Source organism: Chthonobacter albigriseus (genome assembly GCF_013839445.1).
Lineage (GTDB): Bacteria > Pseudomonadota > Alphaproteobacteria > Rhizobiales > Pleomorphomonadaceae > Chthonobacter > Chthonobacter albigriseus.
The window spans coordinates 328,406-351,872 of record NZ_JACDIT010000003.1 but is presented as its reverse complement, the minus strand read 5'-3'; the positions used below and the strand labels follow the sequence as shown (position 1 = coordinate 351,872).

The window sequence follows — 23,467 nt, the reverse complement described above, 5'->3', positions numbered from 1 at the left end:
CTCCTGCGTTGGCCGATTCCAACACGAACCCGGATCGCGCGCCAGGGATCCCGACGCGGCGATCACATCGGCGATCACACGACGGGGGCCCAGACGACGTCCTCGATCGAACGGGCTCCACTGGCCAGCAGCACCAGCCGCTCGAAGCCGAGGGCGATGCCGCTGGCGGCCGGCATCTGGGCGAGCGCGGTGAGGAAGTCTTCGTCGATCGGGTAGCGCTCGCCGTAGATCGCCTGCTTGATCGCCATCTCCTCCTCGAAGCGGCGGCGCTGCTCGACGGGATCGGTGAGTTCGCCGAAGGCGTTGGCGAGTTCGACGCCGCAGGCGTAGAGCTCGAAACGCTCGGCGACCCGCGGGTCGCGTGCGACCGGACGCGAAAGCGCGGCCTCGCAGACCGGGTATTCGCAGAGGATTGTGGCGCGCGCCGTGCCGAGGTTCGGCTCGACTGACTGGACGAGGATGCGGGAGTAGATGTCGGTCCAGCTGTCGTCGGCCACCACGCGGTAGCCGGCGGCGGAGGCCTGCGCGGCTAGGGCATCGCGGTCCGGGGCGGCGGGGTCGTCGGTCAGGGTGTCGAGCAGGCGGACGCCGGCGTGGCGCTCGAAGGCGGCGGCGACGGAAAGCCGCTCCGGCTCGGCCACGGGATCGCAGGTCTTTCCGCGCCAGCGGAAGGCGTCGATGCCGGTGGTGGCTGCGGCGAGACGGAGGAGGGCGGCACAGTCCTCCATCAGCCGCTCGTAGGGTTCTTCAGCGCGATACCACTCCAGCAACGTGAATTCGGGCTGGTGCAGCGGGCCGCCCTCGCGGTTGCGGAAGACCCGGGCGAAGTCGAAGATGCGGGTCTCACCGGCCGCCAGCAGCTTCTTGGCGGTGAATTCCGGGGAGGTGTGGAGATAGCGCCGGCGGACGTTGCCGTCGGGCCCGACCAGGTCGGTGGCGAAGGCATGCAGGTGAGCCTCGTTGCCCGGCGAGACCTGGAGCGCGGGACACTCGACCTCCGTGAACCCTTCCGCCTCGAACCAGGAGCGCAGCGCGGTCTTGATGCGGCCGCGGGCCGTCAGGAACGGGCGGCGCGCCAGATGGCGTTCGCGCGACCACCAGGGCGACGCGGGAGACTGGATGGCCATGGATGGTCTTCTCTGCCGCACGGACTTGTCAGGATGGGCGCCAAACAGGGTCGGTCTGCCGGGCCACAGTTCCTTCGTGGAAATGTAGCACGTCATCTCCGCAGCATCCCGCCAGGGACGACCGCTCCCATGCGCGCCTGCGAACCCGTTACACTACCGGACCAGGTTATCGCCAGCGAGATCCGCGCGGCGAGCGTCGGCTCAGCCTAAGGTGCCGGCCAGGCTTCACGGCTGCCGGCATGGACGACGGTTCCGCTGCGGGACTCCTTCAAGGCGCCGATCTTCGGAACCGTCGTGCCATCAAGGTCATCGAAGCGACTTGCCGATCGGTTCGGACTCGGTCGTCGCGTCCGACCCTTGCTTGTCAGGGCCAGGGATAGTCTGCGACCGTGATGCCCCGTTCCTTGAGGCGCGCCGCCACGTCCCTGCGGAGCGCGACCACGTCGGTCACCGGCCGGCTCTGGCGCGAGGCCACTTCGGCTTCGTCGAAGGGCTCGGCATCCGGTGGGAGGGACGAGCCGGCGAAGGTCTTCATCACATAATTGAGGACGGCGGCCGTCTGGGCAGGGGTGAGATTGGCGTTCCTGACGCCGGGCACCTTGACGACATAGGTTCGCCCCTCGTCATCGCCGGCGAACGCCCCGATGCTGTCGCGAAGGGCCGGGATCCCGCCCTTCTCCGATCCTGCTCCGTCCAGGCCATGGCAGCCGGAGCATCGGAGCACGTAGTTGGTGCGGGCCGAGAACCCGGTCTTTGTCCAGTCGGGCTGGCCGGCCGAAGCCGGCAGCCCTCCGCAGAGGATCGCGGCGATGGTCACTCCCGCCATACCCCGTCCGGACCGCATGCGCCCCGCGATCGCGTATCGAAGGCCACGGACCATGTTCTCCTCCCGCGCTTCGCGTGCCGTCACTCCGCGAGGCCGACCAGAACCGCAACGGTGCAGTGATAGCCCACGGAGGTGTTGGCCATGCACCAGTTGATGTCGTTGAAGACAGCCATCCGATAGCCCGGACGCTCACCTTCGTTGAAGTTGCAGAAGCTGGCGTTGCTGCAGATCGACTTGCCGCAGCAGTCGTTGTAGCTGACCAGGTAGTCGCGACCGTCGTCCGGATTGCGGCAGGTGCCGACCCATGTGACGGACGAGCCCTGACTGCCGGGCGGGCAGGCGTTGATGGCGCCGCCGCACTGGGTGCAGAGCGTGCCGTCCAGGGCGCAGTAACGCCAGTAGTCGCAGGCGAGCGGGTCGGACCCGGTCGCAACGCCTCCACCGCCGGAGTTGGCGAAGCTCTTGTCGAAAGGCAGCATCGGCAGGAAGACGCCGCCGAGGATCATGGTCCCGGCCTTGGCCAGGAAACTGCGCCGGCCACTGGTCTGGGCGACCCGGCGGGCGCCGGTCTCGGTCATGCGGTCAAGCCGGGCGAGAAGGGCATCGAGAAAGCCGATCACAGCGGTCACTCCTCTCACGGGGTGGTCTTGTCAGTGCGAAACGGCCGGTGCGCCGTCGAGAAAGTCCTGGATGGAGGCAACCCCCATCTCCTTGGCGTTGAAGAGGCTCTCCAACTGCTCCCTGTTGTTCACAAGGCCCTTCGCCCGGATGGTGCCGGCGGAGTCGAGCAGCACGGCGTAGGGCAGGCGGGAGACCCGGTAGGCGATACCCAGTTCGGTGGAGAGCACGTAGGGATAGGCGCTCAGTCGGGCCGTCTCGATGAAGCGCTCGTGCTTGTCCCGTTCGCCATCGGAAGCAAGAACGATGTCGAGCCAGGCCTTCTCGGCCTGTCGGACCGACGCGATGACCGGCAGAAGCTTCTTGCAGACCGGGCATGTCGGCGACAGGAAGAACACCAGTGTGGACCGTTCGGGCCGGGGTCCGATCAGGACTTCAGGCCCACCGGTCAGGCTGGGAAGCCGATAGACCGGGGACGCGTCGCCCACCTTCGGGCCGGTGTCGTTGACGAGCGCGCCCATCGGAGACACGCGTTCGAACAGAACGCCGACCTGTCTTGCGAGTGCGAACAACGCCACGATCAGGCCGATCACGACCACCCAAAGCACGGCGACAACGAAAACCAGAGCGTTCATCTGGAAACCTCATGAAAACTCAGGCGCGCGAGGCGGCGTGCGCCGCGTTGCCGAGGATCTGTTCGACCAGGATGTATCCGACGAAGACCGCGAACCCGGCGGCCAGCACGGCGATGGTTTCGCCGAGCGAGAGAGCCGAGGAATGGCCAAGGGTTCCCAGCGCGGCGATCGCGGCCAGGATGGCGTTGCGCAAAACGAGCGCCCAGCTCACAGGCTGGACAGCGCCACCGCATCCGCACTCCACCCAACGACGCCCTGAACGCACCGCGCTCGCGATCGCAGCTCCGTAGCCGAGCAGGAGCAGGGCGGCGAGCGCCGCCCCGATGCTCCAGGTCGGCGGATAGAGCAGCAGCGCGACCACGCCTGCCTCGGCGACCAGGACCATCGTGGATGCCGGTGTCACGAACCGCTCCGGTATTACGCCGTAGTCGGCCAGGAAGCCCGTGAACGCCGTGAAGTCCGTGAGCTTGTGGACCAAGGCGCGAGCGAAAAGCAGGGCCGCAAACACCACCGCCGTTCCGGCCGAAAGGGACACAAGGTCGCCGCCGTTCATGGCGTCGCCGCCAGCAGGAAGGGATAGCCGGTCAGCCCGGCCTCGCCGGTTTGGGTAAGGGACAGCCCGCTGGAAACATCGATGTCGAAGCGGACCACCTTCATCTCCAGCGAGATGCCGAACAAAGCCGGTTTCGCGCCGCTGGACACGGTGAAGGACCAGAATCCGGCAAACGGTGTGCGGCCAACCACCTTCTTGGTTGCCACGTCGACCGCCCAGAGCTCTTCGGCAGGGTTCTTGTGGCTTCCTTCGTAGGACTTGGAGTGCATCAGCACGAACAGCAGTTTCAGGTCCGGACTGTAGGCGACCATCTGGTAGCCACCGGGAGCCCAACCGCCCTCGACGCCGTCCACCATGCTGAACACGCCACTCGACTTCGGAACGCCGTCGGCGTCGGAGACGAGCGAGACATCGCCTTTGAAGGAGATGAAGGCGTAGTCGCCGCCGACCCGCATTCCGGTGGTGAACAACGCGTCCACGTCCGGATCGAAAATGGCCGGCGTGGTGGCCACCTCGACGAACTTGCCGTCCTTCGGGGCGTAGCTCATCAGGCTGCCGTCGCCGCACATCGTCATGAAGCCCGCACCAGTCGCCGCGGGGTAGATGCCCCAGCAGCCGGGCGTCGGAAGTTCCTCAAGCACGGTGCCGGCGGAGAGATCGACGATCGTGATCGAGGAGGCGGGGGTCGCGTTCTGAACGAAGACGTATTTTCCGTCGGCGCTGTGCTGCAGGAGATTGACGTAGGACAGTGCCATCGCGGCCTTGGGCGGCAGGATGACCTCGCTCTTCGGGGTCAATGTCGCGACGTCGTAGATCTGGAGTACATGCTCCATGGCGCCGTAGGCATACCGCTTCATGAACGTGGATTGGGCGAAAGCCGTCTTCCCGGTGGGTTCGACAAGCATCTGGCCGAACGCACCGGACGTCATCGTGCCCTTCATGGACAGGGTATCCGCACCGAACACGACGATGGTGCCGGGCCCGTCCAAGCTCTCCTGGTACACGAACAGGTTCGGACCAGGGTCGATCGCCTGCTTGACGATGAATTCCTCTTCAGGAAGCGGGTCCTGCGCCCAGGCAGGAGTGGCGAAAGCCGCGAATAGCGCAATGCCAACGATGGGTCTGATCATCTCCGGGATGCCTCCCCTCTCAAGGTCCGTCGATTGACATTATCGGACGGCCGATCGGGCGAACTATCCAGTTTGGTATGTTTCTCTGCTCAAATGTTAGGCTTGATCGCGATGTGGGCAGAGTCCTAACCTTTTGCTCTACGTCCACGGGAAATGAGGGAGGCCGTCCATGAATGCGAAGTCGTTCGGCCTCAAATCGGTGGACTACGGCGACGCCTGTCTGCAGGAACGCGGACTGGTCGGTTGGGATCAGCACTACTGCCAGCTGACGCCGGGACCCTACCGCGGTCGGACGGTGTCTTTCGAACTTCCTGGCGTGGCGATCATGCGGGAGGAGATCAGTGTCGCGGTCCATGAGCGGACTTCGCCACCGGCGGGACAGGTCGTGTTCGTCCAGTCGGTCGCCGAGAGCTGCAAGTGGTCGCTCAACGCAGCGCCGGTCGCGCCGTCGTCGTTGTCCATCATCCGCAACTCGGAGGAACAAACCGTCGGGTTCACGACTGCCAGCGACATCCTGATCGTTTCCATCGACGAGAAGCTCCTGGACGACGGTGACGCACCCCGCATGACGAGCACGACCGCGCAAAAGAGCGACACGTTCGCCTTTTGCGCATCATGGATCCTGTCCGTTCTCGCTCAGGTCGGTTCCATGGACGGCGTGGCCGTCACCGAACTTGCCATGGTACTCCCGGGAATGATCACGGACCGGCTGCAGTATGTGCAGGGGCAGCTCCGTCAAGGGTCGTGTCTCGCGGATGCCCCTCGCAACGGGGATCTGGAGCTTTTCAGAAAGGCACGGGATATCGCGGATGCCGAGCAGGTCGGCGACCTGACGATCGCGACCCTTGCGGCGCGTCTCGGCGTGCCGGCCAGCATCCTGAGGGACGCCTTCGTCCGTGTGGTGGGCGTGGGGCCGGCAAACTGGTTGCGCAGTCGGCGCCTGGGCGGGGCCCGACGCGACCTGCTCGACGCGGCTCGGACGGGCGCAACGGTGACCGACATCGCGACGAAGTGGGGGTTCTGGCATCTTGGCCGGTTCGCTTCGAACTACGCCGAATACTTTGGCGAGTACCCATCCCGGACAGTTCGGACCGCGCAGGACGCGGTCCGACCGGACTGACGCGTCGGTCAGATCCGGTTAGCCGCACGCGCCGTTCCGAGCGGTGGAGCCTCAGCCGAGGAGCCTGCGTCCCTGGGCCAGTGATCAGGCGCGGTGGAACGCGAGGGCGGTCGAACGCCGCTTTCCGACCGTGGCGAGCACGCCGGAGCCTCCGTCGGACGGGTCTCGTTCACAACACCTCTTCCTTTTCCGCCGCGAAAATGTCAGGAGAGACGCCATCCAGCGCCGGTCCTCCCGGTCCGCATGTCTTTCGCGAATGACGAGCCCTTCGCTTCCGATGCATGCCGCCCGGGGGCAAAGCCTCCTATTCACGTCCGGGACACCGATACACTCATGGTCAAGGTCATCGCCAGCCAGATCCGCAAGGGCAACGTCGTCGAACTCGACGACAAGCTGCACGTCGTGCTCTCCGCGGAGAACTTCCATCCGGGCAAGGGTACGCCGACGACCCAGATCGACATGCGCCGGATCGCCGATGGCGTGAAGGTCTCGGTGCGCTACAAGACCACCGAGCAGGTGGAGCGCGCCTTCCTGGACGAGCGGCCCTACACCTTCCTCTACGAGGACGAGGAGGGCTTCGCGTTCATGAACATGGAGAGCTACGAGCAGATCTCCGTGTCCAAGGACGTGGTGGGCGACCGCGCGCCGTTCCTGGCCGAGAATATGGAATGCCACATCGCGGTCTACAACGACCTGCCGGTTTCGATCGAACTGCCGGCCCGCGTGGTGCTGGAGATCGTGGAAACCGAGCCGGTGGTGAAGGGCCAGACGGCGGCGTCGTCCTACAAGCCGGCGATGCTGTCGAACGGCGTGAAGACGATGGTGCCGCCCTTCGTGACGGCCGGCACCCGTGTGGTGGTGATGACCGAAGACGCGTCCTACGTGGAACGCGCCAAGGACTGAGCTCCGTCCGTAGCCGATCCTATCCAGGCCTCCGCGCGTGCGGGGGCCTTTTTCTTTGCATGCCGTCAGCCCGCCACGGGGACGAGCACCGGGCCGATCATCCGATAGACCACGTCGCCGGCCTGGTTGGTGCCGATGGCCTCGTTGTGGATGATCGCCCAGCCCGGCCGGCTCGCCAGCAGGCGCTTGGAGCGGACGGTGTTGGTGTAGCTGATGGTGTCGCCGGGGTAGACCGGCTTCAGCCAGCGGATCTCGTCGATGCCGGGCGAGATGCCCGCGAGGGTGTCGTGGGTGCGGGCGTGGTCCACGGTCAGGCGCATCCAGGCGGCGGCGGTATGCCAACCGGAGGCGATCAGGCCGCCGTAGTGACTGGCCTCAGCCTCCGCCTCGTCGGTGTGGAAGGGCTGCGGGTCGTAGGCGCGAGCAAACTCCAGGATGGCCTCGCGGGTGAAGGTGTGGGTGCCGATGGCGACGGGCTGATCGATCGGGATGTCGTCGAAGCGCATGGGATCAACTCCCGATGATCAGGGTGGCACTCATGGTGAGAACGGTGACGCCGTTCTGGTTCTCCATCACGAAGTCGGTCTCCACGTAGCCGCGGTCGCCGCGCGATGAGGGTCGAACCTCGCGCACCACGTAGCGAGCCGCGAGGCGGTCGCCGACCAGGACAGGCTTGACCCACCTGAGATCGCGGACGTGGCCGGAGCCCATCGACCTGGCGCCGGCGAGCAGAGTGTCGGCCAGCAGCCGCATCAGCAGGCTCGCGGTGTGCCAGCCTGAGGCGGCGTGTCCCTTCAGCGGCGAGGCGAGGCCGGCGGCCTCGTCGAGGTGGAAGGGCTGAGGATCCCAGGCCGAGGCGAAGGCGACGACTTCGTCCCGGGTCAGTTCCACCGTGCCGAGCGGACCGGTTTCGCCAGGCTGGAAGGTGGAGAAGCCGCGCCGGGCCATGGGTGGCTCCGGACTGTCGGGCGTCGGCATGAATCATTCCTTACGTCAACGTCAGGTCGGAGTCCCCTAGCACGGGGATGACGGCGGAAGCCATTGTCGGAAAGGCGATCGGGGCCGCTGACACCGACCTTGGGGCTGCATTGGGACAGCATGGGACAGTCCGCTCAAGGTCCAGCATTGAGGCCGAAATGCAACAGTCACAGCGCAAAGTTGGATGCCGGAAATCCGCGGAAATCGGCACTTCAAAACACCGTGTGAACCCTTTGTTAATATTGATCAAGTTTTAATGACTACCGACCGCGCCGGGGGTCGGGCGCTGCAGCGATCGCGTTGACGCCCATATGCTCCCATGCTATCCCAAGACATCCCGATCCCAATGTCCAGACGGTCGGTCAACCGATCCGCGGGGAAGCTGGCGCCTGTCGCCGGAACGAGCCCTTGCGCGTCCGGTCCAGGGCTCCGGGAGGCGGCGCGTCCGTTCGGGCGTGCCGGATAAGACGTCGTTTCAGTCCATGAATTCGTTCGTGCGGCCGGTGTTCGTTTCCAAAGGCCCAGAGGGAACCGATGAGCGGGTTCGTTTCCCGATACACCAATCGGATCGATCGGAAGGGGCGGGTCTCCGTTCCGGCCGCGTTCCGTCAGGTGCTGACGCGGGACGGGTTCGACGGGCTCTACTGCTACCCCTCGCTGGACATGAAGGCCGTGGACGCCGGCGGCAACGGGCTGCTCGCCGAGATCGAGCGGCGGCTTGGCAAGTTCGATCCTTTCACCGAGGAGCACGACTATCTCTCGACGGCCTTCTACGGGCTCTCCGAACGGCTTTCGATGGATGCGGAAGGGCGGATCGGCCTGACTTCCACGCTCCTCGACTTCGCGGGGATCACCGAGGAGGTGACTTTCGTGGGGCAGGGCTACAAGTTCCAGATCTGGGAGCCCGGCCGCTACGCGGAGCACGAGGCGGAAGCGCGCCGACGGGCACTTGCGCTACGCCGGCCGACGCCGCGCGCCGAAGCGGAGGGCGCAACGTGACCGACGCGGCGCCGCATCTCCCGGTTCTCCTCGACGAAGTTGTCCAGGCACTCGGCCCGATCGAAGGGGGTGTGTTCATCGATGGCACGTTCGGCGCGGGCGGGTACACGCGGGCGCTGCTCGCGGCCGGCGCGTCGATGGTCCTCGGGATCGACAGGGATCCGACGGCGGTCGCCCGCGGCAAGGTGCTGGAGGCGGAGGCCGGCGGGCGGTTCCGGATCGCGCACGGCGCCTTCTCCGAGCTCGACCGGCATGCCGAAGAGGCCGGCCTGACGCATGTGGACGGCGTGGTGCTCGACATCGGGGTCTCGTCGATGCAGATCGACGAGGCGGAGCGCGGTTTCTCGTTCCGCTATGACGGGCCGCTGGACATGCGGATGAGCCTGGACGGCCCCTCGGCGGCCGACGTGATCAACACGCTGGACGGGCGGGACATCGCGCGGATCCTCGCAGTCTACGGCGAGGAGCGGCAGGCCGGGCGGATCGCCAAGGCGATCGTGGCCGCCCGAGCCTCCGCACCGATCACGCGGACGAAGGAGCTGGTGGCGATCATCGAGAGGGTGCTCGGCGCCAAGCGCTTCGGTGAAGCGCATCCGGCGACGCGGTCGTTCCAGGCGATCCGCATCCACGTGAACCATGAGCTCGACGAACTGGGCGAGGCGCTGGAAGCGGCCGAGCGGCTGCTGCCGGCGGGCGGGCGCCTGGTGGTCGTCACCTTCCACTCGCTGGAGGACCGGATCGTCAAACGCTTCATCCAGGAGCGCAGCCGGACGGTCGCACAGGGTTCACGACACCTGCCGGAGGCGACCCTGCCACCGGCGACCTTCAGCCTGATCCACAAGGGCGGCGTGGAGCCGACGGAGGCCGAGTGCCAGCGCAATCCGCGCGCCCGGTCGGCCAAGCTGCGGGCGGCTGCGCGGACTGCCGCAGCGGCGCGCCCGATCGATCCGAGGGCGCTCGGCATTCCCGCTTTCCAGCCCACGACGCGAGGAGCGTGACCGATGACCCGCTTCGTGAACGCCCTTCTCGTGTTCCTGATGGTCCTGTCGGCTGCCGCCGTCTACGACATGAAGTACGAGGCAGAGCTTGCGTCGGAGAAGCTGGCCCGCGTGCAGCGGCAGATCGCGCAGGAGCAGGAACGGATCAGCTTCCTGAAGGCGGAGTGGAGCGTGCTGACCCAGCCCGCCCGGCTGGAGGAACTCGTCGACCGCCACACCGACATCCTGCAGCTGACGCCGATCACCGCCAACCACATCGGAACGCTTGCCGACATCCCCGCCAAGCCGGTGGAGGTGCCGCCCGTCGATGTGCCGATCGACGTCGCGCCACACGACAAGCCGGCGCAGTCGGCAGCCGTGGAAGATCCCGCCATCACCGACGACGCCGACATCCGCTGAAGGACTTTTCCGCCATGGCCGCCGCCTTCCGCTTCCCCTTCGCCCGGTTCCGGTCCCGTCCGGAGACCCAGGCCACGCGCGCGCCGATCGCGGCGCCGCACGTGCGGCGGAAGGGGGCGGGGGACACGACACGGGTGCGGCTCTACATCACGATGGCGGCGTTCGTGGCCGTCTATGGCACGATCGCCGGACGACTGGTGCAGTACGGGCTGATGGAGCCGGCCGATGCCGTGGCGCTCGGGTCAGCGCAGAGCGCGATCGCGGCTTCCCGGCCCGACATCATCGACCGCAACGGCATCATTCTCGCCACCGACGTGAAGACGGCCTCGCTCTATGCCGAGCCGCGCCGGATCGTCGATCCGGACGAGGCGACCGAACTGCTGGCCACCGTGTTCCCCGACCTCGGCACCGACCAGGTCCGCCAGAAGCTGGCCTCCGATGCCGGCTTCGTCTGGCTGAAGCGCGAGATCACCCCGGCCCAGCAGGACGCGGTGCATCGGCTCGGACTGCCCGGCGTGGGCTTCCTGTCGGAGAGCCGCCGCTTCTATCCGTCCGGGCGGTCGGTCGGCTACGTCGTCGGCCACGTCAACATCGACAACCAGGGCATCGCCGGGATCGAGAAGTACCTCGACGACCAGTGGCTGGGCGATCTCCACCGGCTCGGCTTCGCGATGACGCCGAACCTGGAGCCGGTGCGGCTCTCGCTCGACCTCAGGGTCCAGCACGTGCTCTACGACGAGCTGTCGGCGGCGATGGAGAAGTACACGGCGCTGGCCGCCGCCGGCGTGGTGATGAACGCCAAGACCGGCGAAGTGCTGGCGATGACCTCGCTGCCGGACTACGACCCGAACAATCCGGCGGAAGCGCTCGATCCCACCCGGATGAACCGCGCCTCGGCGGCGGTCTACGAAATGGGCTCGACCTTCAAGCTGTTCGCGACCGCGATGGCGCTCGACAGCGGCAAGGTGAAGATCACCGACAGCTTCGACGCGACGGTGCCGCTCAGGGTGGGCGGGTTCACCGTCAACGACTTCCATGCCAAGCGTCGCGTCCTCACCGTGCCGGAGGTGTTCATCTATTCCTCCAATATCGGCACCGGGCGCGAGGCGCTGAAGGTGGGTGGCGCCGGGCAGCAGGAATTCCTGAAGCGTATGGGGCTGATGGACCGGGTGCCGACCGAACTGCCGGAAGTGGCGGCGCCGATCCTGCCGAAGCGGTGGTCTGATCTCACCACGGTCACCGTCTCGTTCGGGCACGGCATCTCGGTTTCGCCGCTGGCGACCGCCATGGCAGCTTCGGCGGTGATGAACGGCGGCATGCTGCTGCCGCCGACCTTCTTCCCCCGCAGCAACGACGAGGCGACGCTGAAGGGCAAGCGGGTGCTCAGCGCGCAGACCAGCCAGGACATGCGCTACCTGATGCGCCTCAATGCGATCAAGGGCTCGGGCACCCGCGCCAACATCGCGGGCTACCGTGTCGGCGGCAAGACCGGCACGGCGGAGAAGGTGGTCAACGGCCGCTACTCCGCCAGCAAGCGCTTCAACGCCTTCATCGCCAGCTTTCCGATCGAGGATCCCCAGTATCTGGTGCTCGTGGTGATCGACGAACCGAACCCCGAGAAGGAGGGCATGGCTGCCACCGCGGGTCTCAATGCCGCGCCGACGGCCGGCAACCTGATCAGCCGGATCGCGCCGATGCTCGGTGTGCTGCCCCGGTTCGACGATGTGGACCTGCCGCTGATGGTCTCCTACTGACCGGGCGGCCCGCCAGGCCGCCCGCCGTACCCGTTGCGTTGTTGCGTCAGTTCCCAGCCCGGCCGTCCGAGCCGTCCTCATTTCGATCACGAAGCGGGGGCAGCGTTGGGCCAAGCCGAATCGTCGCCTGCGCAGGACCGGACATCACATCCCCATGAAGCTCGCCGATCTCGTTCCCGATATCTTCACCCCGGACGCCGAGGTGCGCCGGATGGTGATCACCGGGGTCACCGCCGACAGCCGATCGGTGCAGCCCGGCGCCCTCTTCGCGGCGCTGCCGGGTACCAAGGTGAAAGGTACCAGCTTCATCCCGGCGGCGGTGCAGGCCGGCGCCTCGATCATCCTGATGGGCGAGGAAGAGGAGGTGCCGGAGGGCGTCGGCATCCCCGTGCTGCGCGATCCCGATCCGCAGCGCCGCTTCGCCAAGCTGGTGTCGCGCTTCTACGCGCCGCAGCCGAAAACGGTGGTGGCCGTCACCGGCACCAACGGCAAGACGTCGGTCGCCGCCTTCGTGCGCCAGATCTGGGAAGCGGAGGGTCTGTCGGCGGCCTCGGTCGGCACCATCGGGGTAGTGGTGAAGGGCGAGACGCTCTACGGCAACCTGACCACGCCCGACCCGGTGACCATGCACCGCACGCTGCACGACCTCGCCAAGGGCGGCATCGACCATGTCGCCGTCGAGGCATCGTCGCACGGTCTGGTGCAGCGGCGGCTCGACGGGCTGAAGATCGCGGCGGGGGCCTTCACCAATCTGTCGCGCGATCATCTCGACTACCACGGCACGATGGAGAACTACCTGTCTGCCAAGCTCCGCCTGTTCAACACGCTGCTGGAACCAGGCGCCGGGGCGGTGGTGAACATGGACGACCGGGCGGGCGAGTCCTTCGCCACGGCGGCGCGGATCTCCGGGCTGGACCTCGTCACCGTGGGCCGGGCCGGGCGGACGATCCGCCTCCTGGAGGTCGCCCGCGACGGCTACGCCCAGCGGGTGACAGTGGACGTGGGCAAGGGGCCGCTGTCGATCCGGGTGCCGCTGGTGGGCGCTTTCCAGGTTTCCAACGCGCTGGTGGCGGCGGGGCTCGCGGCGGCGACCGGGGTGCCACTGACGCGGGCGCTGGAGGCGATCTCCGCCATCAAGGGGGCGACGGGGCGGCTGGAGCTGGTGGCCTACGCGCCGTCGGGCGCGCCGATCTTCGTCGACTATGCGCACACGCCGGCCGCGCTGGAGACGGCACTGGAGACGCTCCGGCCCTATGTGGACGGGCGGCTGATCGTGGCCTTCGGCGCCGGTGGCGATCGCGACCGTGGCAAGCGGCCGGAGATGGGCGCGGCAGCCGAACGGCTCGCCGACGTCTCTATCGTGACGGACGACAACCCGCGGTCGGAGAACCCGGCGGAAATCCGCCGGCAGATCCTGGCGGCCACGCCGTCGGCGATCGAGATCGGCGACCGCGCCGAGGCGATCCGGCACGGCATCGCCATGCTGGGCGACGGCGACGTGTTCCTGGTCGCCGGCAAGGGGCACGAGACGGGTCAGATCGTCGGGGCGCAGGTGCTGCCCTTCTCAGACCATGAGGCGATCAAGGCGGCCCTGCCGGCCGGAACGGCCGCGGCCAACGCGCTCTGGCCGCGCGAGGAGTTCCTGGAGGCGCTCGGCGGGACGGTGATCGGGGCGGTGCCGGAGGCGATCAACGGGATCTCGATCGACAGCCGCACCGTGGAGCCGGGCGACGCGTTCTTCGCCATCAAGGGCGACCGTTTCGACGGACATGACTTCGTGGCCGAGGCGCTCCGGCGCGGAGCCGCGGTGGCCGTGGTCGCCGAGGATCGGGCGGACGCCTTCAAAGAGGCGGGCGCGCTGGTCGCCGTCGACGACGTGCTTGAGGGGCTTCGCCGACTGGGCGCCTTCGCCCGCAAGCGGACCGAGGCCAAGGTCATCGCGGTGACCGGTTCGGTGGGCAAGACTTCCACCAAGGAGGCGCTGCGCCACGCGCTGGCGGCGAGCGGGCTGGTCCACGCATCGGTCGCCTCGTTCAACAACCACTGGGGCGTGCCGCTGACGCTGTCGAGGATGCCGCGGCGGACCGCCTACGGCGTGTTCGAGATCGGCATGAACCACGCCGGCGAGATCACGCCGCTGACGACGCTGGTGCGGCCTGACGTGGCGATCGTCACCACGGTGGCGGCGGTCCATCTGGAGCACTTTCCCAACGTGGAAGGAATTGCGCGGGCGAAGGCGGAGATCTTCGAGGGCCTGGAGCCCGGCGGCACGGCCGTGATCCCGCGCGACAACGAGTGGTTCGAGCTGCTCCGCGACGCCGCGACCGCGCACGGGGCCGCCGTGGTGAGTTTCGGCGAACACCCGGAGGCAGATGCCAGGCTCCTCAAGGTGGCGCTCAACGATACCTGTTCGGCGGTGACGGCCACGGTGCTCGGCGAGGAGATCACCTACAAGATCGGTGCGCCCGGCCGGCATCTGGTCGCCAACTCGCTGGCGGTGCTGGCGGCGGCCAAGCTGGCCGGTGCCGACCTTTCGCGGGCCGGCTTGGCGCTGCAGCGGCTGGAGCAGCCGAAGGGGCGCGGCAAGCGCCATCGGCTGAAGACCCGCGGCGGCGGCGCGCTGCTGATCGACGAGAGCTACAACGCCAATCCGACGTCGGTGAAGGCGGCGGTGGCGCTGCTCGGCCAGTCCAGGACGGGCCAGGGCGGAAGGCGAGTCGCGGTGCTCGGCGACATGCTGGAACTGGGTCCGGAAGCCCCGCAGTTGCATGCCGGGCTCGTGGATGCCCTGAGCGAGGCCAAGGTCGACAAGGTGTTCCTGGCCGGGCCGCTGATGAAGAGCCTGTGGCAGGTCTTGCCGCGGCCGATGCGCGGGGCGTATGCGGAATCATCCGCGGCTCTCGAGCCGATTCTGATCGAGGACGTTCGCGGGGGCGACGCCATCATGATCAAGGGCTCGTTCGGTAGCCGGATGGGGCCGCTGGTGGAAGCCCTGATCAAGCGTTACGGCGTCGACGATCACGCGAACTGAGACGGCCGCCCCTTTTCGGGGACGCCGCAACGGGGCAGACAAGCATGCTGGTTTTCCTTGCCGAACTCGCCGGGCAGGTTTCGGTCTTCAACGTGTTCCGCTACATCACCTTCCGCACCGGCGCGTCGGTGATGACGGCGCTCCTGTTCGTGTTCCTGTTCGGACCGGCGATCATCGACAGCCTGCGGATCCGGCAAGGCAAGGGCCAGCCGATCCGGGCGGACGGACCGCAGAGCCACCTGTCCAAGAAGGGCACGCCGACGATGGGCGGGCTGATGATCCTGTCCGGGTTCATCGTCTCGACGCTGCTCTGGGCGGATCTGCGAAGCCCCTACGTCTGGTCGGTCGTGGGGATCACGATCGCCTTTGGCTCGATCGGATTCTACGACGACTACCTGAAGGTGACCAAGCAGAGCCACAACGGCTTCTCGGGCCGGGCGAGGCTCGGCATCGAATTCGTGGCGGCCGGCATCGCCTGCCTGATCATCGCCAAGGTGGGCGAAGCGCCGCTCTCAACTTCGCTCGCCTTTCCGTTCCTGAAGGACGTGATGGTGGACCTGTCCTGGTTCTTCATCCCGTTCGGTGCCTTCGTGATCGTGTCGGCGGGCAACGCGGTGAACCTCACAGATGGTCTGGACGGCCTCGCCATCGTGCCGGTGATGATCGCGGCGGCCAGCTTCGGGATGATCGCCTATCTCTCGGGCAACGCCGTCTTCGCCAACTACCTGCAGATCCATTTCGTGGTCGGCACCGGCGAGCTCGCGGTGCTGTGCGGCGCTGTGATCGGAGCTGGGCTCGGGTTCCTGTGGTTCAACGCGCCTCCGGCCGCGATCTTCATGGGCGACACCGGGTCGCTAGCGCTCGGCGGGCTGCTCGGCTCGGTGGCGGTCGCTACCAAGCACGAGATCGTACTGGTCATCATCGGCGGGCTGTTCGTCCTGGAGGCGCTGTCGGTGATCATCCAGGTGTTCTCGTTCAAGACCACCGGTAAGCGCGTCTTCAGGATGGCGCCCATCCACCACCACTTCGAGCATCTTGGCTGGACAGAGCCGCAGGTGGTGATCCGTTTCTGGATCATCGCCGTCGTGCTGGCACTGATCGGCCTGTCTTCGCTCAAGCTTCGCTGAGGAGGGACCCGGTGATCCCCATCACCTGCTTCAAGGGCAAGCGTGTCGCGGTCTTCGGGCTTGGCGGTTCCGGGCTCGTGACCGCGGAGGCCCTTTCGGCCGGCGGTGCTCAGGTGGTCGCCTGGGACGACAGCGAGGCAAGCCGTGCCGCGGCGGAGGCCAAGGGACTGCAGGTCGCCGACTGGCGCGACACGGAGTTCGGCGGCTTCTCCGCGCTGGTGCTCTCGCCCGGCGTACCGCTGACCCACCCGGAGCCGCACTGGTCGGTGAAGATCGCCAAGGCGGCGGGCGTCGAGGTGATCGGCGACATCGAACTGTTCGCGCGGGAACGGCGCGCCGTGTGCCCGAAGGCGCCGTTCGTCGCGATCACCGGCACCAACGGCAAGTCGACCACCACCGCGCTGATCGCGCACATCCTCAAGGCCGCGGGCCGGGACGTTCAGCTCGGCGGCAACATCGGACGTGCGGTGCTGTCGCTGGAGCCGTTCCAGACGGACCGGATCTACGTGGTGGAGTGCTCCTCGTTCCAGATCGACTTGGCGCCGACGATTGACCCGACAGTCGGCATCCACCTCAACATCTCGGAGGATCACCTCGACCGGCACGGCTCGATCGAGCAGTACGCGGCGGTCAAGGAGCGGCTGGTGCAGGGCGCCGGCGTTGCCGTGGTGGGCATCGACGACGCCTTCAGCCGGGCGATGGCCGAGCGGCGGGAAGCCAAGGGCCTTGAGACCAAGCGGATCTCCACGCACGACAGCGTGCCGCACGGGGTCTGGGCGATCGCGGGCAGGCTGACCGAGCCACACGGGCGGGCGCAGATGGTGGTGGCAGACATGTCGCGCCACCCGGTGCTGAAGGGCATCCACAACGCGCAGAACGCGGCGGCGGCGGTGGCAACGGTGCGCTCGCTGGGGCTCGGGCTCGACGAGGTTCGCGCCGGGCTGATGAGCTTCCCGGGCCTGGCGCACCGGATGGAGCCGATCGCCAGCCTCGGGCCGGTGCGGATCGTCAACGACAGCAAAGCGACCAACGCGGATGCGGCGGCGCGGGCGCTGGCCAGCTTCGACCGGATCTACTGGATCGCCGGCGGCAAGCCGAAGACGGGCGGAATCGAGAGCCTGAAGGCCTACTTCCCGAAGATCGCGAAGGCCTATCTGATCGGGGTGGCGGCGGAGAACTTCGCGGCGACGCTGGAAGGGGCCGAGGTGCCCTGCGTCATCTCCGGCACGCTCGACGAAGCCGTGCCCGCCGCACTCGCCGACGCGCTGGAGGGCGCGGAGGCCGTGGGCGAAGAGACCGTGGTGCTGCTCTCGCCGGCCTGCGCCAGCTTCGACCAGTTCAAGAACTTCGAGGCGCGGGGCGACCATTTCCGGGCGCTCGTGCTGGCCTTGCCTGATGTCGTGCCTTTCCAGGAGGTGAACTGATGGTCTCCCGTGCCGAACGCGGCGTGGTCGCCGACTGGTGGTTCACCGTCGACAAACTGCTGCTCGCCGCCTTCCTGACGCTGATCTTCGGCGGCGTGGTGCTGTCGCTGGCGGCCAGTCCGGCGGTCGCCGAGCGCATCGGCATCGAGGACAGCTACTACTTCGTCAAACGGCAGGCGGTGTTTGCGGTGCCGGCGATCCTGGTGATGATCGTCGTGTCGTTCCTGTCGCCCAAGCAGATCCGGCGGTTCGCCTTCGTCGCCTTCGCCGGCTGCGTGCTGCTTCTGGTCGCGACGCTGTTCATCGGTCCGGAGGTGAAGGGCGCCCGCCGGTGGATCACCATCGCGGGTGTCTCGGTCCAGCCATCGGAGTTCATCAAGCCGGTGTTCGCGGTGATCTGTGGTTTCCTCCTGGCGGAGTCGCAGCGGCGGCCGGAGATGCCCGGCCGGATCTTCGTGTTCCTGCTGATGTCGATCGTCGCGGCACTGCTGGTCGCCCAGCCGGACTTCGGCCAGACGATGCTGGTCGCCATGATGTGGGCGGCGCTGCTGTTCCTGTCCGGCATGTCGTGGCTGGTCATCGTGGGGCTGGGCGGCATCGGCGTGGGCGGCATCGTTGCGGCCTATACGATGGTGCCGCACGTGCGCGGCCGCATCGACCGGTTCCTCAACCCGGACAAGGGAGACAGCTATCAGGTCTCCACCGCGCAGGACGCCTTCGTGAACGGCGGCTGGTGGGGGCAGGGGCCGGGAGAGGGCACCTTCAAGCGCATCCTGCCGGACAGTCACACCGACTTCATCTTCGCGGTTCTCGGCGAGGAGTTCGGGCTGATCCTCTGCATCGTGCTGGTCTGCCTCTTCGCCTTCGCGGTGCTGCGCGGGTTCAGCCACGCGACGCGGGAGAACGACGGCTACGTGCGGCTCGCCACCGCGGGGCTGGTGATCCTGTTCGGGCTGCAGTCGTGCATCAACATGGCGGTGAACCTGCACCTGATGCCGGCCAAGGGCATGACGCTGCCGTTCATCTCCTACGGCGGCTCGTCGCTGGTGGCGGTGGCGCTCTCCATGGGCATGCTGCTGGCGCTGACCCGCCGCCGGCCCGAACAGACGCGCTACGTGACGCCGATCCAGTTCGAAGCCTTCGCGAGCCGGGCCTGAGGAGACTTCATGGGCGGCACGGTGCTGATCACGGCGGGCGGAACGGGCGGGCATCTCTTCCCGGCCGAGGCGCTGGCGCATGAACTGAAGCGGCGCGGCCATGCCGTCCACCTGGCGACCGACCACCGGGCGACCAACTACGGCCAGGAGTTTCCGGCCGACGGCGTGCACCTGATCGCCTCGGCCACCTTCGGCAGCCGGTCGCCGGTTCGGATGGCGGCGGCGGCCGGCAAGCTCGCAACGGGAATGCTACAGTCGTGGTCGCTGGTCGGGCGGCTGAAGCCCATGGTCGCGATCGGCTTCGGCGGGTACCCGACCCTTCCGCCGATGGTGGCGGCCGTGGCGCGCCATGTGCCCACCATCGTGCACGAGGCGAACGCAGTGGCCGGGCGCGCCAACCGGTTCCTGGCCGGCAAGGTCACGGCGGTGGCCACGTCCTTCCAGACGACCGGGCTGTTGGGCGATGCCGCAGCCAAGGCGGTGATGACCGGCAACCCGGTGCGGCCGCGGGTGACGGCGGCGGTATCGCCATACGCCAAACCAGCCGCGGACGGTCCTTTCGAGCTTGTGGTGTTCGGCGGCAGCCAGGGCGCGCGGGTGTTCTCCGAGGTGATGCCGTCGACGCTGGCGCTGCTGCCGCCGGAGCTGCGGTCCCGCCTCAGGCTGGTGCAGCAGGCGCGGCCGGAGGACCGGGACGAGGTGGCGAGCGAGATCGCCAAGCTCGGCGTGAAGGCCGAGGTCGCGCCCTTCTTCGCGGACCTGCCGCAGCGGATCGGCAGGGCGCATCTGGTGATCGGACGTTCGGGCGCATCGACCGTGGCGGAACTCGCGGTGATCGGGCGACCGGCTGTACTGGTGCCGCTGCCGCATGCGCTCGACAACGATCAGAAGACCAATGCGCTGGAGCTGGAACGGGTTGGCGGCGCGGTGATGGTGGAGCAGGCCGGGCTGACGCCCCGTGGGCTCGCCACTCTGTTGCAGGAGTTCATGACGGCGCCGGACAGGCTGGCGGGGATGGCGGAGGCCGCCAAGGCGCTCGGCCGGCCGGACGCGGTTTCCAGGCTCGCCGATCTCGTCGAATTCATCGGGGCTGGCGGCAAGCCGGCGGACTTTTCCAAGAGGACGTAGATTTCCATGAAAATGCCCAGGGATATCGGGCCGGTTCATTTCGTCGGCATTGGCGGCATCGGCATGAGCGGCATCGCTGAGGTGCTGCTCAACCTCGGCTACCGCGTCCAGGGCTCCGACGTGGCCGAGAGCACCAACGTGGAGCGGCTGCGCGCCAAGGGCATCCCCGTGATGGTGGGGCACGCGGCGGAGAACCTCGGGCTCGCCGAGGTCGTGGTGGTGTCGTCCGCCATCAGGCGCGACAATCCCGAACTGATCGCCGCGCGCGACCGGCACCTGCCGATCGTGCGGCGGGCGGAGATGCTGGCCGAGCTGATGCGCTTCAAGCAGGCGATCGCGGTGGGCGGCACCCACGGCAAGACGACCACCACCTCGCTGGTGGCGGCGCTGCTCGACGCCGGCGGCATCGACCCGACGGTGATCAACGGCGGCATCATCAATGCCTACGGCACCAACGCCCGGATGGGCGAGGGCGACTGGATGGTGGTGGAGGCCGACGAGAGCGACGGCACCTTCGTGAAGCTGCCGGCGGACGTAGCGATCGTTACGAACATCGACCCGGAGCACCTGGACCACTACGGCTCGTTCGACAACGCCCGGGCGGCTTTCCGCCAGTTCGTCGAGAACGTGCCGTTCTACGGGTTCGCGGTGATGTGCCTGGACCATCCGGAGGTGCAGGCGCTGGTGCAGCGGATCGAGGACCGGCGCATCATCACCTACGGCGAGAACCGGCAGGCGGACGCCCGCTTCGTCGACGTGCGCTTCGAGGGCGGGTCGTCGCACTTCACCGTGGTGATCCACGATCGGGTGACCGGCAACGAGACGCAGATCCCGGCGCTGACGCTGCCGATGCCGGGGCGCCACAACGTCTCGAACGCGACGGCGGCGGTGGCCGTGGCGCACCAGCTCGGCATTCCGGCGGACGCGATCCGCAAGGGCCTGGCCAGCTTCGGCGGCGTGAAGCGACGCTTCACCAAGACCGGAGAGTGGAACGGAATCAAGATCTTCGACGATTACGGTCATCATCCGGTGGAGATCCGCGCGGTGCTCCGCGCAGCCCGCGACGGAGCGAGCGGGCGGGTGATCGCGATCGTCCAGCCGCACCGCTACTCGCGGCTCGCGAGCCTCTTCGACGACTTCTGCAAGGCCTTCAACGACGCCGACACGGTGCTGATCGCGGATGTCTACGCGGCCGGCGAGCAGCCGATCGAGGGGGCGGACAAACTGCATCTGGTCTCCGGCACGCGGGCCGCGGGGCACCGTGACGCGCGGGCGCTCGACGGTCCGGAGTCGCTCGCCGGCATGGTGGCCGACGTGGCTCGACCGGGCGACATGGTGGTCTGCCTGGGGGCGGGCAACATCACGCAGTGGGCCTACGCGCTGCCCAAGCAGCTCTCCGAGCTTTCGATCGCGCGGGGAGGGCCGGCGGAATGAGCGAGCCCTTCGCCGACCTCCGACCCCGTCTTGGTGACCTCTCGGCGATCCGCGGACACCTGGAGCCGAACCGCTCGCTGAAGGACCTCGTCTGGTTCCGGGCGGGTGGTGCCGCGCAGCTCCTGTTCCAGCCGGCAGACGAGGATGACCTAGCGGCCTTCCTGCCGAAGGTGCCGGCGGACGTGCCAGTGACCGTGATCGGCCTCGGCTCCAACCTGCTGATCCGCGACGGCGGCGTGCCGGGCGTGGTGATCCGGCTGTCCGCGCGCGGCTTCGGCCAGGTCGAGCCGGTGGGCGAGACGCGGCTGAAGGTCGGCGCGGCGGTGCCGGACAAGCGGCTGGCCGCGGCGGCTCTGGAGGCGGGGCTGTCGGGTTTCGCCTTCTACCACGGTATCCCCGGCGGTATCGGCGGGGCGCTCCGGATGAACGCCGGTGCGCACGGCTCGGAGACCCGCCAGCGCGTGGTGGAGGTGCGGGCCGTGTCGCGGGCGGGTGAGATCGTCACGCTCGCCAACGAGGACATGGGCTATGCCTACCGGCATTCCTCGGCTTCGCCGGACCTGGTGTTCGTGTCGGCGATCTACGAGGGCATCCCGGAGGACCGCGAGGCCATCCGGCGCGACATGGACGCGGTGACCGACCACCGGGAGAAGGCGCAGCCGATCCGCTCGCGCACCGGCGGTTCGACCTTCAAGAACCCTGAAGGACATTCGGCCTGGAAGCTGGTGGATGCGGCGGGCTGCCGCGGGTTCCGGGTCGGCGACGCGCAGGTGTCGGAGATGCACTGCAACTTCCTGATCAACACGGGCGAGGCGACCGGCCACGACCTGGAGCTGCTCGGCGAGACGGTCCGGGCTAGGGTGCTGGAGACCAGCGGGATCCGGCTTGAGTGGGAGATCAAGCGCTTCGGCGTGTTTCAGGACGGGCGCGTCGTGGAGCCCTTCCTGGGACGCTGACGGGCGGAAACGCATTCGGTCGGTGGCCGGACCGCGATCGGCCCCCCGATTATCACCTCTCCGCGGACGGAGAGGACAATGAGACTGCGGATGAGGGGCGGCGGCAATCGAACCAGCCCGGCTCGTCACGAAAACAAGAGGATTGCCATGCCCAAGCACGTTGCTGTTCTGATGGGAGGGTGGTCCTCCGAACGGCCGGTCAGCCTCAACTCCGGGCGGGCCTGCGCCAAGGCGCTGGAGGAGGCCGGCTACCGCGTGACGGCGATCGACGTGGACCGGACGATCGCCTCCGTGCTGGACGACCTGCGCCCGGACGTCTGCTTCAACGCGCTGCATGGGCCCTACGGGGAGGATGGGACCGTGCAGGGGATCCTGGAGGTGCTGGAGATCCCCTACACCCATTCCGGGGTGCTTGCCTCGGCGCTGGCGATGAACAAGCCGAAGGCCAAACATGTCCTGAAAGCGGCAGGCATCCCCGTGGTGGAGCACCGGCTCGTTAACCGTTTCGACGCGGTGAAGGCCCATGTCCTGCCGCCGCCCTACGTGGTGAAGCCGCCTGCGGAGGGATCGAGCTTCGGCGTTCTCATCGTTCCGGAGGATGCGGCTTTTCCGCCACAGCAACTCAGCAGTTCCGACTGGCCGTATGGCGATCTTGTCATGGTGGAGGCCTATGTTCCGGGCCGGGAACTGACCTGCGGCGTGATGGGCGGCAAGGCGCTCGACGTGATCGAAGTCGTGCCCGCCGGGGAGGGGTTCTACGACTACGACGCCAAGTACCGTCCAGGCGGTTCAAAACACCTCCTGCCGGCCCCGCTTAAACACTTTGTTTACCAAAATGTCCAAAAGCTTGCAGCTGAGGCTCACGAAGCACTCGGGTGCCGCGGGGTCAGTCGAGCCGACTTCCGCTTCAACGATCGGGGCGACGGAACCGGCGAGCTGGTCTGCCTCGAAGTGAACACCCAGCCGGGAATGACGGCGACGTCACTGGTTCCGGAGATGGCTCAGCACGCGGGCATCAGCTTCGCTGAGCTGGTGAGCTGGATGGTGGAGGACGCGAGTTGCAGGCGTTGACGTTCAGGTTGTTCGGGACTGTGCTGGGGGCAGGGGGGCGTCGATCCTCTTTCCGCCGCCGCGGGGTCTCGCGCCTGCACCGCACGCCGGTCTGGCGCC

22 protein-coding genes and 1 pseudogene are annotated in these 23,467 nt (G+C 67.7%); 15 read left to right on the top strand and 8 right to left on the bottom strand.

Annotated elements, in window-relative coordinates:
• Window positions 1-74: 74 nt before the first annotated feature.
• The 6 genes from epmA to HZ321_RS11875 all read right to left on the bottom strand — a co-directional run bounded on the left by epmA (window position 75) and on the right by HZ321_RS11875 (window position 4,889).
• The gene (epmA, locus tag HZ321_RS11900; RefSeq protein ID WP_181702555.1) at window positions 75-1,127 is read right to left on the bottom strand and encodes an EF-P lysine aminoacylase EpmA; all 1,053 of its coding nucleotides are present in this window, start codon (window positions 1,125-1,127) and stop codon (window positions 75-77) included.
• A gap of 364 nt (window positions 1,128-1,491) precedes the next feature.
• Entirely contained in the window at window positions 1,492-1,953 is a 462-nt protein-coding gene (locus HZ321_RS11895; protein WP_181702554.1) for a c-type cytochrome, read from the bottom strand.
• 80 nt (window positions 1,954-2,033) lie between these two features.
• Window positions 2,034-2,582, bottom strand: a complete 549-nt coding sequence (locus tag HZ321_RS11890) for a methylamine dehydrogenase light chain (protein WP_342343842.1) — start codon at window positions 2,580-2,582, stop codon at window positions 2,034-2,036.
• Window positions 2,583-2,603: 21 nt separating this feature from the next.
• A complete protein-coding gene (mauD, locus tag HZ321_RS11885; RefSeq protein WP_181702553.1) occupies window positions 2,604-3,206 on the bottom strand; it encodes a methylamine dehydrogenase accessory protein MauD in 603 nt (200 codons plus the stop codon).
• Window positions 3,207-3,225: 19 nt separating this feature from the next.
• Window positions 3,226-3,759 carry a MauE/DoxX family redox-associated membrane protein gene (locus tag HZ321_RS11880; RefSeq protein WP_181702552.1) on the bottom strand — a complete coding sequence of 178 codons (534 nt, stop codon included), beginning with the start codon at window positions 3,757-3,759 and terminating at the stop codon, window positions 3,226-3,228.
• A complete protein-coding gene (locus tag HZ321_RS11875; RefSeq protein ID WP_181702551.1) occupies window positions 3,756-4,889 on the bottom strand; it encodes an amine dehydrogenase large subunit in 1,134 nt (377 codons plus the stop codon). Before HZ321_RS11875 ends, HZ321_RS11880 begins: the two co-directional genes overlap by 4 nt.
• 325 nt (window positions 4,890-5,214) lie before the next feature.
• Between HZ321_RS11875 and HZ321_RS11870 the strand changes: the two genes are divergently transcribed.
• Window positions 5,215-6,009 carry a helix-turn-helix domain-containing protein gene (locus tag HZ321_RS11870; protein WP_181702550.1) on the top strand — a complete coding sequence of 265 codons (795 nt, stop codon included), beginning with the start codon at window positions 5,215-5,217 and terminating at the stop codon, window positions 6,007-6,009.
• 333 nt (window positions 6,010-6,342) lie between these two features.
• The gene (gene efp / locus HZ321_RS11865) at window positions 6,343-6,912 is read left to right on the top strand and encodes an elongation factor P (protein WP_181702549.1); all 570 of its coding nucleotides are present in this window, start codon (window positions 6,343-6,345) and stop codon (window positions 6,910-6,912) included.
• Window positions 6,913-6,977: 65 nt separating this feature from the next.
• Here efp and HZ321_RS11860 read toward each other — a convergent pair whose 3' ends face one another.
• Together HZ321_RS11860 and HZ321_RS11855 are read right to left on the bottom strand one after the other, a co-directional pair.
• Complete coding sequence (locus HZ321_RS11860; protein WP_181702548.1) at window positions 6,978-7,418, bottom strand: MaoC family dehydratase; 441 nt, start codon at window positions 7,416-7,418, stop codon at window positions 6,978-6,980.
• Window positions 7,419-7,422: 4 nt separating this feature from the next.
• Window positions 7,423-7,890, bottom strand: coding sequence for a MaoC family dehydratase (locus tag HZ321_RS11855; RefSeq protein ID WP_206682773.1), 468 nt, complete (start codon window positions 7,888-7,890; stop codon window positions 7,423-7,425).
• Between the two features lie 534 nt (window positions 7,891-8,424).
• Here HZ321_RS11855 and mraZ point away from each other — a divergent pair.
• From mraZ to HZ321_RS11795, 13 genes and pseudogenes are all read left to right on the top strand, one after another.
• Window positions 8,425-8,889, top strand: coding sequence for a division/cell wall cluster transcriptional repressor MraZ (gene mraZ / locus HZ321_RS11850; RefSeq protein WP_181702547.1), 465 nt, complete (start codon window positions 8,425-8,427; stop codon window positions 8,887-8,889).
• Window positions 8,886-9,887: a 16S rRNA (cytosine(1402)-N(4))-methyltransferase RsmH gene (rsmH, locus tag HZ321_RS11845; protein ID WP_181702546.1), complete on the top strand. Its 1,002-nt coding sequence runs from the start codon at window positions 8,886-8,888 to the stop codon at window positions 9,885-9,887. Before mraZ ends, rsmH begins: the two co-directional genes overlap by 4 nt.
• Window positions 9,888-9,890: 3 nt before the next feature.
• The gene (gene ftsL, locus HZ321_RS11840; RefSeq protein ID WP_181702545.1) at window positions 9,891-10,286 is read left to right on the top strand and encodes a cell division protein FtsL; all 396 of its coding nucleotides are present in this window, start codon (window positions 9,891-9,893) and stop codon (window positions 10,284-10,286) included.
• 14 nt (window positions 10,287-10,300) lie between these two features.
• The gene (locus tag HZ321_RS11835) at window positions 10,301-12,040 is read left to right on the top strand and encodes a peptidoglycan D,D-transpeptidase FtsI family protein (RefSeq protein ID WP_181702544.1); all 1,740 of its coding nucleotides are present in this window, start codon (window positions 10,301-10,303) and stop codon (window positions 12,038-12,040) included.
• A gap of 154 nt (window positions 12,041-12,194) precedes the next feature.
• Window positions 12,195-13,640 (top strand): annotated as a pseudogene (locus HZ321_RS22025) (UDP-N-acetylmuramoyl-L-alanyl-D-glutamate--2,6-diaminopimelate ligase); the annotation flags it as partial.
• Window positions 13,620-15,071, top strand: a complete 1,452-nt coding sequence (locus tag HZ321_RS22020; protein WP_425305394.1) for a UDP-N-acetylmuramoylalanyl-D-glutamyl-2,6-diaminopimelate--D-alanyl-D-alanine ligase — start codon at window positions 13,620-13,622, stop codon at window positions 15,069-15,071. The pseudogene HZ321_RS22025 and the gene HZ321_RS22020, both read left to right, overlap by 21 nt.
• Before the next feature lie 44 nt (window positions 15,072-15,115).
• Complete coding sequence (gene mraY / locus HZ321_RS11825; protein WP_181702542.1) at window positions 15,116-16,198, top strand: phospho-N-acetylmuramoyl-pentapeptide-transferase; 1,083 nt, start codon at window positions 15,116-15,118, stop codon at window positions 16,196-16,198.
• Between the two features lie 11 nt (window positions 16,199-16,209).
• Window positions 16,210-17,622 carry a UDP-N-acetylmuramoyl-L-alanine--D-glutamate ligase gene (murD, locus tag HZ321_RS11820; RefSeq protein WP_181702541.1) on the top strand — a complete coding sequence of 471 codons (1,413 nt, stop codon included), beginning with the start codon at window positions 16,210-16,212 and terminating at the stop codon, window positions 17,620-17,622.
• A complete protein-coding gene (ftsW, locus tag HZ321_RS11815) occupies window positions 17,622-18,779 on the top strand; it encodes a putative lipid II flippase FtsW (RefSeq protein WP_181702540.1) in 1,158 nt (385 codons plus the stop codon). Before murD ends, ftsW begins: the two co-directional genes overlap by 1 nt.
• Window positions 18,780-18,788: 9 nt before the next feature.
• The gene (gene murG, locus HZ321_RS11810) at window positions 18,789-19,907 is read left to right on the top strand and encodes an undecaprenyldiphospho-muramoylpentapeptide beta-N-acetylglucosaminyltransferase (protein ID WP_181702539.1); all 1,119 of its coding nucleotides are present in this window, start codon (window positions 18,789-18,791) and stop codon (window positions 19,905-19,907) included.
• A 6-nt stretch (window positions 19,908-19,913) separates the two neighbouring features.
• Window positions 19,914-21,341, top strand: coding sequence for a UDP-N-acetylmuramate--L-alanine ligase (gene murC, locus HZ321_RS11805; protein WP_181702538.1), 1,428 nt, complete (start codon window positions 19,914-19,916; stop codon window positions 21,339-21,341).
• Entirely contained in the window at window positions 21,338-22,297 is a 960-nt protein-coding gene (murB, locus tag HZ321_RS11800; RefSeq protein WP_181702537.1) for a UDP-N-acetylmuramate dehydrogenase, read from the top strand. Before murC ends, murB begins: the two co-directional genes overlap by 4 nt.
• A gap of 147 nt (window positions 22,298-22,444) precedes the next feature.
• Window positions 22,445-23,368, top strand: a complete 924-nt coding sequence (locus tag HZ321_RS11795; protein WP_181702643.1) for a D-alanine--D-alanine ligase — start codon at window positions 22,445-22,447, stop codon at window positions 23,366-23,368.
• Window positions 23,369-23,467: the final 99 nt, after the last annotated feature.

Bases quoted from the DNA above. Each gene is read 5' to 3' on its own strand.
- epmA (WP_181702555.1), bottom strand. From the start codon at position 1,127: ATGGCCATCCAGTCTCCCGCGTCGCCCTGGTGGTCGCGCGAACGCCAT.
- HZ321_RS11895 (WP_181702554.1), bottom strand. From the start codon at position 1,953: ATGGCGGGAGTGACCATCGCCGCGATCCTCTGCGGAGGGCTGCCGGCT.
- mauD (WP_181702553.1), bottom strand. From the start codon at position 3,206: ATGAACGCTCTGGTTTTCGTTGTCGCCGTGCTTTGGGTGGTCGTGATC.
- HZ321_RS11880 (WP_181702552.1), bottom strand. From the start codon at position 3,759: ATGAACGGCGGCGACCTTGTGTCCCTTTCGGCCGGAACGGCGGTGGTG.
- HZ321_RS11875 (WP_181702551.1), bottom strand. From the start codon at position 4,889: ATGATCAGACCCATCGTTGGCATTGCGCTATTCGCGGCTTTCGCCACT.
- HZ321_RS11870 (WP_181702550.1), top strand. From the start codon at position 5,215: ATGCGGGAGGAGATCAGTGTCGCGGTCCATGAGCGGACTTCGCCACCG.
- efp (WP_181702549.1), top strand. From the start codon at position 6,343: ATGGTCAAGGTCATCGCCAGCCAGATCCGCAAGGGCAACGTCGTCGAA.
- HZ321_RS11860 (WP_181702548.1), bottom strand. From the start codon at position 7,418: ATGCGCTTCGACGACATCCCGATCGATCAGCCCGTCGCCATCGGCACC.
- HZ321_RS11855 (WP_206682773.1), bottom strand. From the start codon at position 7,890: ATGCCGACGCCCGACAGTCCGGAGCCACCCATGGCCCGGCGCGGCTTC.
- mraZ (WP_181702547.1), top strand. From the start codon at position 8,425: ATGAGCGGGTTCGTTTCCCGATACACCAATCGGATCGATCGGAAGGGG.
- ftsL (WP_181702545.1), top strand. From the start codon at position 9,891: ATGACCCGCTTCGTGAACGCCCTTCTCGTGTTCCTGATGGTCCTGTCG.
- HZ321_RS11835 (WP_181702544.1), top strand. From the start codon at position 10,301: ATGGCCGCCGCCTTCCGCTTCCCCTTCGCCCGGTTCCGGTCCCGTCCG.
- mraY (WP_181702542.1), top strand. From the start codon at position 15,116: ATGCTGGTTTTCCTTGCCGAACTCGCCGGGCAGGTTTCGGTCTTCAAC.
- ftsW (WP_181702540.1), top strand. From the start codon at position 17,622: ATGGTCTCCCGTGCCGAACGCGGCGTGGTCGCCGACTGGTGGTTCACC.
- murG (WP_181702539.1), top strand. From the start codon at position 18,789: ATGGGCGGCACGGTGCTGATCACGGCGGGCGGAACGGGCGGGCATCTC.
- murC (WP_181702538.1), top strand. From the start codon at position 19,914: ATGAAAATGCCCAGGGATATCGGGCCGGTTCATTTCGTCGGCATTGGC.
- murB (WP_181702537.1), top strand. From the start codon at position 21,338: ATGAGCGAGCCCTTCGCCGACCTCCGACCCCGTCTTGGTGACCTCTCG.
- HZ321_RS11795 (WP_181702643.1), top strand. From the start codon at position 22,445: ATGCCCAAGCACGTTGCTGTTCTGATGGGAGGGTGGTCCTCCGAACGG.